Origin of the sequence: Enterococcus sp. DIV0802b (genome assembly GCF_050543535.1) — a bacterium.
Taxonomy (GTDB): Bacteria; Bacillota; Bacilli; order Lactobacillales; family Enterococcaceae; genus Enterococcus_D; species Enterococcus_D entomosocium.
In genome coordinates this window covers 2070742-2082399 of sequence record NZ_CP172941.1, presented here as the reverse complement: position 1 = coordinate 2082399, position 11658 = coordinate 2070742, and the positions used below count along the sequence as shown (strand labels likewise).

The window sequence follows — 11658 nt, the reverse complement described above, 5'->3', positions numbered from 1 at the left end:
CAGCGAGAATAGGGGAAGTAGCAAACGTAGAAACTTGCAACACGATGTATGAACAAAAAAAGTTCAAATGGAAAGATGAGGGAAAATTTATGGTAGAAATTATAATTGGTATTTTAATGATCGTTTCTTTCTTAGGAATGGTTTGGTACTGCGTCAAAGGGTTCAACCTGATGGTGGGTTTCTTCGTTATGGCAACACTTTGGACCGTTTTAGCTTTTATTGGCAATGCGTTGAGTCCGGATTTAACAGCTTTGAATTTTGTCGATACGATCACAAATATTTATCAAACAGGACCCGCCGGTTTTGCTAGTTCGATTCTGGTCAATATTTTCTTCGGTTCCTTCTTTGGTCGGATTTTGATGGATACAGGGATCGCAGCAACGCTGATTCGCAAGGTTGTTGAGCTTGGTGGGGATAAACCACGGATCACCATGACCCTTTTATGTACTGTTACTGCTTTATGTTTCACATCCATGACGGGCATTGGTCCTGTAATCTCTATCGCAGTGATCGTTATGCCAATTTTGCAAGCGTTGGGTATTCCAACAGCGATCGCTTTATTCGCTTTTATGGGTTCCATCATGGCGGGAATTTTTGCCAATGTAACAAATTTTGTGCAATACCAAGGTATTTTAGCGGCATTACAACCTGACGGAAGTCAATCCATGATGGAATATGGGTTTTCCGATTATTTCACATTCGGCATGATTGCACTAGTCGTTTCCTTACTTGTGACATTGGTTTTTGCCAATATTGCTTTAAGTCGTGCGAAATCATCAAAAGTCAAAGCGTGGGCTTCCACACCTGGCGCAACTTCAGGCGATGCTCCTTGGTATTCTTGGGTAGCTGTGATCGCACCAGTCTTACTCGTTGTGTTTGCTGAATTTCCTATTATTCCAGCATTTATTCTCGCAGCTTTGTACGCCTTACTGACTTGCGGAAAATTAAAAGGTGGTTTCGTGAATATTTGCCGCATGTTAGCTAAACAATTTGCAGATGGTGCTGTCGATGTTGCGCCCCTGGTAGGTTTCTTATTAGTACTGGCTATGTTTAATTCAGCTGCAAGTCTAGCGGTTCCTTTCTTTGAACCAATCGTTGGCGGTCTAGTTCCTCATAGTACCGTGGCTCTTGCGATCTTATTTGCCATCTTAGCGCCCCTTGGTTTCTTCCGCGGTCCTTTGAACTTAGTCGGATCAGGAGGCGCAGTAGCGGCAGTGATCTTAGCTGCCACAAATTGGGATCTGGCATTCATTTTTCCACTTTTCGCTGTGGTCACGATCGCTCCTCAGCATTTGGATATTACTCAGTCATGGGTAGCATGGGGTCTAGGACATCATAAAGTTGGTTCTAAAGATTTCATGAAGTTTTCGATACCAGCTGGGTGGCTTTCTAGTGCGATCCTGTGTATCATTGCGCTCATTTTGTTCGGTTTGAATAACTAGTCGATGAAAGAACGTAGCTAATCAATAAATCATGCAACTATGGATGTAGGAGGAAAGTGGAAATGTGTGAATTAAGAAAAGTTAGAATGGGGATCGATGTAGGCGGTACCCATACAAAAGCTGTCGCTATCGATAATCTGACTCACGAGATCATAGGAAAATCCAGCGTGAAGACCACTCATGATCATGAACGGGGGGTAGCTGCTGGCGTTGTCGAGAGTTTTCAAAATTGTATGAAAGAAAATGATATTGACCCAAAAAGTGTGATTTTTGTTGCTCATTCAACCACCCAAGCCACGAACGCTTTGATTGAAGGGGATGTGGCTGACATTGGTGTTTTCGGTATGGCTCGTGGTGGTTTCGAAGGATTTCTGGCAAAGCGTCAATTAAAAATTGCCGATATCGTTCTAGGGAATCAGCGATCCATTAAGATCATCAATGCCTTCTCAAAACTCAAAGGAATGAATAAAGCGAGTGTTGAAGAAATGATCGATGATCTAGTGAGGCAAGGATCAGAAGTGATCGTCGCTAGTATGGCTTTTGGTGTAGATAATAATGATGCTGAGAATCTAGTGATGGAAGTTTGTACAGAAAAAGGAATTCCATGTACTGTTGCTTCAGATATCACGAAACTTTATGGATTGACCAGAAGGACACGAACTGCCACTATCAATGCAAGTATTTTACCTAAAATGTTATCTGTCGCAAATTCCACGGAAGTCTCTGTGAAGGAGTCTGGTGTAGATGTACCCTTAATGATCATGAGAGGCGATGGTGGGGTTATGGAGATTGCTGAGATGAAAAAGCGGCCAGTTCTGACCATGCTCTCGGGTCCGGCAGCTTCAGTAATGGGTTCACTGATGTATTTACGAGCATCAAATGGCGTGTATTTTGAAGTAGGCGGCACAACCACCAATATCGGTGTCATTAAAAACGGACGGCCAGCGATCGACTATTCTGTCGTTGGCGGACATGAAACATACATTTCCAGTTTGGATGTACGAATCACGGGCTGTGCAGGGGGGTCCATGATTCGCGCAACTGCTAATGGAGTGGTAGATGTAGGACCTCGTTCTGCACATATTGCCGGTCTTGACTACGCAGTTTACTCTGATCCAATCAACTGGACAGGAGGAACGGTGGAATTCTTTAGTCCGAAAGAAGGCGATCCTGCAGATTATGTTGCAATCAAATTTGATAATGGTGATCGGGTAACCATCACCAACTCATGTGCAGCAAACGTGTTGGGCTTGATCAAACCGGAACATTTCTCTTATGGGAATATCGAAGCGGCTCGAAAAGCGATGGGCGTATTAGCGGATTATTGTGGCACGACGATCGAAGATATCGCGACTCAAATCATGGAGCGTTCTTACGCAAAATTAGAGCCAGTCATTTTGGCTTTAGCAGAAAAATACAAACTAGAAAAAAGCCAGATTTCATTAGTAGGAGTTGGTGGCGGCGCTTCGTCATTAATTATCTACTTGTCAGAAAAAATGGGCGTAAAATATTCGATTCCGGAGAATGCTGAAGTGATTTCCTCTATTGGCGTCGCCCTAGCGATGGTACGAGATGTCGTTGAACGGATTATTCCTTCACCTTCGAAAGAAGACTTGCTATCAATCAAAACAGAGGCTATCAATAAAGCCATTGAGAGTGGGGCTACCCCAGAAAGTGTGGAAGTCTTTATCGAAATCGATCCTCAAACGTCTAAAGTCACAGCCATTGCAACTGGTTCCACCGAAGTCAAGACGACGGATCTTTTAGCAGAGGCAACCGTCGAGGAAGCCCAAGAATTAGCAGCGGGCGATTTAGGGCTACCTACTAACGAAATTGATCTTTTAGAGAAAAGCTCGCATTTTTATGTGTTTGGAACCCGTGTTTCTACAGGAGACAATCCGGCAATTCGAATCCTTGATAAAAAAGGCTTTATTAAAGTACAACGAGCTTCAGGGAAGGTCATCAAAACCACCGCGGAGAATTATGTGCAAGCAGTCGAGCAACTATGGGATGATTTGGCGATCTATCAGACAGAAGTGATTTTGCGTCCAGATTTCTATATTTGTGCCGGACCTCGGGTGATGGATTTTTCAGTAAACGATTTGGAGGCATTGATGTTGTTGATCGATATCGAAATGTCGACTTTAGATTCTAATGAAGAAGTGATGATTCTGGCGGCGAACTCCCTATGATCAAGCAGAGGTTTTTCTTAAAACAGCAAAATACGGTTGATCTGGCATTATTAGAAAAGTGGTATGAACAGCTCATGCCCATCAGCGAATTCAGTTGGGGAGTATTTGAGTTTACCCGCGAGATGCTACGTAATAAAGTGAGGGAAGAGGAAAAAAACGAAATCATTGAAGAAGCCATCTTATGTGGTAGAACATGGGCGCAAAAAATGCTCGACCAGTTTGATTTGAAAAAACAGGAAAAGGCAGATCGTGCCTGGTACTTGGCGAATAAGCTTGGTTTATCAATTACGGAAAGATCTGGAAAACCGACGAAGTTTCGCATGGTCTTTGCGCAGTTTGTCATGGAGCGCTCCATTGAATTGATCACTGAACCCATTGCTGCCTACACTGTGCTGACTCAATCTTCGCAAATATTGCCTAAACCAGAAGTTGTCCGAGGGATCTTGATCGCCCATGAAATTTTTCACTATTTAGAAGAGCAACATGGTGCCACGATGTACCATATCACCAAAACGATCCCACTGTGGCGCTTTTTTTCCTACGAGCACCGGTCAACGGTTGGTTGTGCTTCGGAAATTGCTGCGATGGCTTTTGCAAAAGAACTGTGTGAGGCAGACTTTGTGCCTCAAATATTAGATATTTTGCTTTCCTATCCGTTGGAAGTGGACTTTTCAAAAAGTATATATGAAGTCGTGCAGCAAGAAATGCGCCACATTGAAGCAATGGGCTAGTTCTTTGAAAATAGCTCACTTAGCGGCTTCTTTACGATCTGTCACTATTGAGATAGGACAGTCCGTGTCGAACGAAATCGGTCCTTGTTCATTTTTCAAGGGTTCCATGATATAATTGACCAACAGCAAAAAGCAAGGCGTGGATTGAATGGCAAATGAGAAAATCACCATTAAGATGGTGTCAGAAAAAGCAAATGTTTCAAAAACCACCGTTTCTAGATATTTGAATGGCAAATATGAATTTATGTCAGCAGAGACAAAAAAGCGCATCGAAGAAGTGATCGCAGAGCTTGAATACCGTCCAAATGCGCTAGCACAGGGGTTGAAAAACAATAAAACGGGATTGATCGGCATCGTTGTCAGCAATATCATGATCCCGGAAGTAGCAGCTTTAGTTCGAGGCGTCAATGATTATTGTATACGAAAATCTTTTCAGGTGATTCTTGTTGAAACCGATCAAAAAAATATTTCTCAGCAGGATCAAATCCAAGCGTTGATCGACCGTCAAGTGGAAGGGCTTATTCTATCGTCGAATCAGGACGAAGCATTCGTGAAAAGCTTGACTGAGCAAAAGGTCAAAATCGTGCTGGCTGATTGCACGATCGAAGAATTGATGATTGATACAGTCATCGTTGATAATGAAAAAGCGACGGCCGAGATGATTCAACGTATTTATTCAGAAGGCTTTGATCGAGTCGCTTACTTTACACCACCGCTCACAACGCCTAGTCGGAAGAAAAAACTTGCTCTTTTTCTGGAAAGTTCTAAAATCGCAGTCAGAAATCCTGAGCAACTAGCATTTGAGATCGAAGAAACACAAGTGGCATTTGACGCGTGTAAGGAATCACTAAACGAATTGTTGAAAAAAAATCAAGGCTATCGTTTAGCAATATTAGCTGAAAACAGTGAGTTGATGTTTGCATTGATCCATGTGATCTATAGCTTGGGCTTGCGGATTCCAGAAGACGTTGCGATCGGGGGCTATGATGATTTAGGCTGGAACAAACTTTATCATCATGAAATGTCTGTGATTGAAAAACCGTCGTATGAAATTGGTTCGCAAGCTGCTGAACTTTTAGTCAAGCGGATCTCAAAAGGGAAAATGCAGTATAAACCAAAAGTGATCGAAGTACAGCCAAAAATCAAAATGAGTGGTTCGACACAAGTGAGTGACAATAGTTTTGATAAAATCGTTATCCGTATGAACCAAGAAAACCAGCCTTACATCAAAAAAAATTATCGTAAACAAGATGATTAGCTTTTTTTGAAAAAACAAGAAGCAAATGACATAATAGCCGACTCCCCATCATTAGACTGATCAGTCAAGTCTTTGGGGAGCGGTTTTTTATCGTTCGTTAAGGTTTTGTCTTTATCTAAGATAAGAACGAATAAAAATTGATCCCTCGTGTTTTCAACAAACGATCAATAGATTCGTATTAGGTGTCAGTAAAAATAACGAACAACGATTGACAGCGCTTTCTACCTTTGCTATGATAAAGATAATAGAACTGGTTCTAATGGATAGTGATTGTTGATTTTTAACAAGCTAAACCTGATGAAGCTGCGGTATTTGCGCTGCTTTCATGAGGTTTTTTCTGTGTTGACTGTTGGCTAAACAATAAAGACAAGCAATGAACCATATCCGCAATGATAAAGTAAGTGGGGGTAGGACATGAAAATCAGTAAAGTGTTAAACAATAATGTTGTGATCACTACCGATCAAAGTCAAAACGAGATTATTGTTATGGGGCGGGGGATTGCCTTTAAGAAAAAAGTGGGAGATGACATTTCTTCAGAAACGGTCGATAAAGTATATCGCTTAGAAAATCAGACGATCTTATCTCAATTTCAAGAGCTGCTTGCTGACTTACCACTGGAATATCTTGAATTATCCAATGAGATCATTGAGTATGCTCGGCGAGAATTGTCATCCCCCATCAATGATTCCATCTACATCTCGCTGACAGATCATATGCACTGTGCCATTGAACGATCGAAAAAAGGAATGACGGTCAAAAATGTCTTATTGTGGGATATCAAGCGTTTTTTCCCCGATGAGTACCAAATAGGCTGCAAAACAGTAGAAAAAATCAAAGAACATTACGGGATTCAGCTGCCAGATGATGAAGCTGGCTTTATTGCTCTGCATCTGGTCAATGCGCAAACCGAAAATGGTGACCAAGGCAATATTGCTGAGCTAACCCAAACGATGCAAGACATCATTAACATTGTTAAATATTTTTTCAAAACCACCTTTGATGAAGAGTCCGTTTATTTTTATCGCTTCACTACGCATTTGAAATTTTTTGTCTCAAGAATGCAAAACCATACCCCTCATACGGATGAAACCGATGAAGATCTTTTGGCTATGGTCAAAGTGAAGTACCGAAATGCGTATCAATGCGTACAAAAAATCGCTGAACTATTAGAAAATCAATATCAGTATCAAATGTCCAGTGACGAAAGTTTGTATTTAACGATTCATATTGCCAGACTTGTGCAAAAAAATCGTTGATTGAAATAAAGAAGAAAGGAGAAGGAGTTTTACTCAGTGCAAGATATAGAAGAAAGAATAATTTTTTGGCAATGATTTTTATTAAAACGTATTTTTAGGACCGCTAGTTAAGAAGCAGCATATCAAAGACGAAACATTTTGGATAGTGACATTCAGTTGGCTAAACCTTCAATACAAAAAAATTGGAGGAATCAAAAATGGGTAAATATCGTGAATTAGCAGAAAAAATTGTCGCAAATGTCGGTGGGAAAGAGAACATCAATAGCTTGACGCATTGTATCACACGCCTGCGTTTTAAATTAAAGGATGAAGGCGTCGCAAATGATGAAGTCTTAAAGAACATGGAAGGTGTCGTGACGGTCATGAAGAGTGGCGGTCAATACCAGGTGGTTATCGGAAACCATGTGCCAGATGTCTATGCAGAAGTGATCGATGTTGCAGGAATCAGTGGTGATGCTGAAGAAACAGCCTCAGGTGGCAACTTGTTTGATCGTTTGATCGATATTTTGAGCGGCTGCTTCCAACCCTTCTTAGGTGCTTTGTGTGCGGCTGGGATGATCAAAGGACTAAACGCACTGTTGCTTTTTATTGGTACAACAGGTTTGATCGATTATACAACAACGACTGGTACCTATGTGATGTTCAATGCGATCGGTGATTCGATCTTCATGTTTATGCCGGTGATTTTAGGGTATACGTCAGCAAAAAAATTCCGCTTAAATCCAATGGTGGGAATCGTGATCGGGTCGGCGCTTTGCTATCCGACGATTCAAGGATCAGCCTTGCAAGCGGCATTTGTTGCCGGAGCTGGCGAGGGAGCTGCTGCACCTTATAGCTTATTAGGCTTGCCAGCGTATGAAACCTTCTTAGGGATTCCGTGGGTTGGTGCGACATATACTAGTAGTGTGGTTCCAGTAATCTTTATCATCGCATTCGCTGCACAAGTTCAAAAATTGGCGAAGAAAATCATTCCGTCTGTTGTCCAAACATTTTTAGTGCCTTTCTTGGTTTTATTGATTGCATTGCCAATTGGCTTTTTGGTGATTGGACCTGTGATCAGTATGTTGACGGATCTTTTAAGCTCAGGATTTGAAGCATTGATGGACTTCTCTCCAGCGATTTATGGTTTGTTATTAGGCTTCTTCTGGCAAGTCTTGGTTATTTTCGGCTTGCATTGGTCAGTTGTGCCACTACACATTATGCAAGTGACACAGCTCGGCTACAGTCAAATTTTGGTAGCATCATTTGGTGCCAGCTTTGCCCAAACAGCGGTAGTGATGGCTATGTACTTTAAACTTAAAGACAAAAAACTAAAAGCTCTATGTCCACCAGCCATTATCTCAGGACTTTTCGGTGTAACAGAACCAGCAATTTATGGGATCACGTTACCGAAAAAAATGCCGTTTTTCTTCTCAATGATTGGTGGGGCGGTCGCAGGTGCCTTCTTAATGATCAATGGCACAACGAGCTATACCTCTGGTGGTTTAGGCGTCTTTGGAATCTTTAACTATATCACTCCAGAAGGCGATGCCAGTGGCATGTGGTTCTCGGTCATCGGGATCTTGATCGCTGCAGCGATTGGTTTTGGTTTGACGATGGCTTTCTGGAAAGATGATGCGGTGGAAGAAGAAATCGCAGAAGGACAACCAGCGATGACTGTTCGGAAAGAAGTAATCACTTCCCCTGTTGAAGGAACGATCGCACCACTAAGCAGTGCAAAAGATGAAGCCTTCGCACAAGGGATTCTAGGAAAAGGCATCTTGATCCATCCCTCAAAAGGCGAAGTTGTGGCTCCTTTTGACGGAACAGTAATGACCTTGTTCCCAACCAAACATGCCATTGGGTTGATCTCTGAGAACGGCTTAGAGCTTTTGATCCATATTGGTTTAGATACTGTTCAATTAAACGGTGAATACTTTGAAGCCCATGTGAAGCAAGGAGACACGGTGACTCGCGGACAAAAATTGATCACCTTTGATAAGGATGCATTGATCAAAGCTGGATTTAATATTGAGACCCCAGTGTTAGTCACCAACTCCGCCGATTATTTGGATATCATCGAGTCAGACAAACGTGAGGTAGGCTGTTCCGATGATTTGATCACGGCTTTAGTTTAGCCAAAAACTTTCTAACAAGTTCTACGTAAGGTTAAAAGCGATCGCCCATGTGAAGCAATCGCTTTTTGTCAGTCATTTAATTGGGAAACAGTGAGTCTTTATAATGAAGATTTTTATCGTAGGTTGGCTCAGCGATTATCGTCGATGATGTAGGGCGCTTGTCATAAGCCATGCCAATATCGATCAAATGCTGCAAGTTTTTTTCATAATGCTCCGAAAAGACGACTGCGTACAACAAATCCAGCAAGTAGCAAACGGACGTATTGATCGTAAAGTTGGCGATCTTTGAGTAGAGCCGTTCTCTTGTCGTGATATTCAAAACACAATTACTTAATTTCGCCAAGGAGTTCTCCCCGATACTCGTCATGCCAATGATGGAAACCTGCCGCTCGGCAAGGATCTTACCGATTTCTTTGACCATTTTGTTTTCACCGGTGTAAGAAATCAAGATCGCGGTCGTATCGGAGGTACAGTTAGATGCCTCGTAAGCACTCTCGCCGAAGGTGTCGCAGACGTGAATGTTTTTTCCTAAACGCCGCATCTTCAAAACAAAGTCTTGAGAAATCAAGGTATTGGCATTACTGGCGAAGATCTTGATATGGTTGGCGTTGAGCAACGATTGTTTCGCTTTTTGTAATTCATCATGATGGATCAAGGAAAGCGTATCTTCAATCGTTGTTTGTTCAAGCTTTGCCAACTTTTTGGCGATGGTCATAATGCCGTCATGGGAGGAAAAAGGGAAGTTCGCATCTACATCAGTAAAATGGCTGCTCATATAAGTTTGCTCTTCCACAAAGGCCGTTTTTAAGTCGAGCCAACCATTGAAGCCTAATTTTTTGGCAATCCGAATAAAAGTAGAAGGATGAACGTAGGTCTTTTCTGACAATTCCTTAATGGTTTGATCCGCCATCGCAGTCGGGTTGGCTAATAAATAATCGATCAACGATCGTTCCGCTGGTGCTAGTTTGATTTGGCGCATTTTTTCTTGTAACAACATGGTATATATGCTCCTTTTTACATTTTTTTATGATTATTTGTAAATGGTTTTTACAAAAATTCGTTTTTATTCAGTACCTAGCGAATCGTTTACATCCTAATTATTCCTTATTTGATGCTCTTTGTAAATCTTTTTTACAAAACATCTGCAAGAAGAAGCGAGATTTGCAAACGCTTTTTCTAAATATGCTATTTACATTGAATCAAATGTTTTTATGAATGATAATAAGAATGTAAATAAAATAGCAAAGGAGCAATACAATGACAAAAGGAATTAAAATTGCAACCATTGGTGGCGGCAGCAGCTATACCCCGGAGTTAATGGAAGGCTTTATCAAACGCTATGAAGAATTGCCGATTCGTGAGATTTGGCTAGTAGATATCGAAGCAGGAAAAGAAAAATTAGCAATCGTTGGTGCGATGGCACAACGGATGTGGGATGCGTCACCCTACGATGTAAAAATCCACATGACATTGGATCGAGAAGAAGCGTTAAAAGATGCTGATTTCGTTACGACTCAATTCCGAGTAGGATTGCTGAATGCCCGTATCAAAGATGAACGAATTCCTGCCTATTACGGCATGATTGGTCAAGAAACCAACGGCCCTGGTGGTATGTTCAAAGCGTTTCGTACGGTTCCAATCATTCTTGAAATCGTTGAAGACATGAAACGCTTGTGTCCCGATGCCTGGTTGATCAACTTTGCGAATCCAAGCGGTATGGTGACTGAAGCAATCGTGCGTTACGGAAAATGGGACAAAGTCATCGGGTTGTGTAATGTGCCAGTCATGGCAACCATGATTGAGCCAGCCTTGATCGGTAAAGAACCGGACGAATTGATCTACAAATTTGCAGGATTGAACCACTTCCATTGGCACAAAGTTGCTGATTCACACGGCAACGATGTAACGATGGATATTATTGATAAAATGTATGAAGAAGACAATGGCTTACCGAAGAATATCTTTGATGTACCATTTTACAAAGAACAGCTGGAACAAATGAAGATGATTCCTTGCGGGTATCACCGTTATTACTATCGTCAAGAAGAAATGTTGAATCATGCGATCGAAGAGTACAAGACTGTCGGTACACGCGCACAACAAGTGAAACAAACCGAAGCCGAATTGTTTGAGTTGTACAAAGATCCTGAATTGGATCATAAACCAGAACAGCTGCAAAAACGTGGTGGTGCTTACTACTCAGATGCAGCGTGTGAAACGATTGCTTCCATTTATGCTAATAAAAATACCCAAATCGTCGTTTCAACCAAAAATGAAGGCGCCGTTCCAGATCTTCCTGCCGATTGCGTAGTCGAAGTAACAGCTTACGTTGGCGGACAAGGGGCTAGAAATGTTGCCTTTGGTGAGTTACCGACAGCTGAAAAAGGTTGGTTACAGGTAATGAAAGCAATGGAATTATTAACGATCGAAGCAGCTGTGACGGGGGATTACAATATCGCATTACAAGCCTTCACCATCAACCCATTGGTTCCATCAGGTGATACGGCAAAACGTGTCATGGACGAACTGTTTATTGCCCACAAAGATCACTTGCCTAAATTTAAGGAAACGATCGCACGTCTTGAAAAAGAAGGCGTAGAAGTACAAGATGAAGTAGCCCGCGAACTTGATCGCGAACTAGTTAAATAAAGAGAAAGTAGG

General features: G+C 41.8%; 8 protein-coding genes. 7 read left to right on the top strand and 1 reads right to left on the bottom strand.

Translation table 11 applies throughout. From position 1 onward, the window contains the following. The first annotated feature begins 89 nt into the window (after positions 1-89). The 6 genes from IGJ12_RS09875 to IGJ12_RS09850 all read left to right on the top strand — a co-directional run bounded on the left by IGJ12_RS09875 (position 90) and on the right by IGJ12_RS09850 (position 8997). On the top strand, positions 90-1442 hold the full coding sequence (locus IGJ12_RS09875) for an SLC13 family permease (RefSeq protein WP_008378434.1): 1353 nt from the start codon (positions 90-92) through the stop codon (positions 1440-1442). A gap of 62 nt (positions 1443-1504) precedes the next feature. Continuing rightward, a complete protein-coding gene (locus IGJ12_RS09870) occupies positions 1505-3634 on the top strand; it encodes a hydantoinase/oxoprolinase family protein (protein WP_430618965.1) in 2130 nt (709 codons plus the stop codon). After that, the gene (locus IGJ12_RS09865; RefSeq protein ID WP_005235446.1) at positions 3631-4365 is read left to right on the top strand and encodes a hypothetical protein; all 735 of its coding nucleotides are present in this window, start codon (positions 3631-3633) and stop codon (positions 4363-4365) included. The genes IGJ12_RS09870 and IGJ12_RS09865 overlap by 4 nt, the downstream gene beginning before the upstream one ends. Before the next feature lie 148 nt (positions 4366-4513). After that, positions 4514-5623 carry a LacI family DNA-binding transcriptional regulator gene (locus IGJ12_RS09860; protein ID WP_005235448.1) on the top strand — a complete coding sequence of 370 codons (1110 nt, stop codon included), beginning with the start codon at positions 4514-4516 and terminating at the stop codon, positions 5621-5623. 414 nt (positions 5624-6037) lie between these two features. Further along, on the top strand, positions 6038-6880 hold the full coding sequence (gene licT, locus IGJ12_RS09855; protein ID WP_005235451.1) for a BglG family transcription antiterminator LicT: 843 nt from the start codon (positions 6038-6040) through the stop codon (positions 6878-6880). 197 nt (positions 6881-7077) lie between these two features. Then, positions 7078-8997: a beta-glucoside-specific PTS transporter subunit IIABC gene (locus tag IGJ12_RS09850; protein WP_005235453.1), complete on the top strand. Its 1920-nt coding sequence runs from the start codon at positions 7078-7080 to the stop codon at positions 8995-8997. A 76-nt stretch (positions 8998-9073) separates the two neighbouring features. On the opposite strand, the gene IGJ12_RS09845 is transcribed toward IGJ12_RS09850, so the two are convergent. Then, on the bottom strand, positions 9074-9994 hold the full coding sequence (locus IGJ12_RS09845) for a MurR/RpiR family transcriptional regulator (RefSeq protein ID WP_005235454.1): 921 nt from the start codon (positions 9992-9994) through the stop codon (positions 9074-9076). Between the two features lie 260 nt (positions 9995-10254). Between IGJ12_RS09845 and IGJ12_RS09840 the strand changes: the two genes are divergently transcribed. Continuing rightward, the gene (locus IGJ12_RS09840) at positions 10255-11646 is read left to right on the top strand and encodes a 6-phospho-beta-glucosidase (RefSeq protein ID WP_005235456.1); all 1392 of its coding nucleotides are present in this window, start codon (positions 10255-10257) and stop codon (positions 11644-11646) included. Positions 11647-11658: the final 12 nt, after the last annotated feature.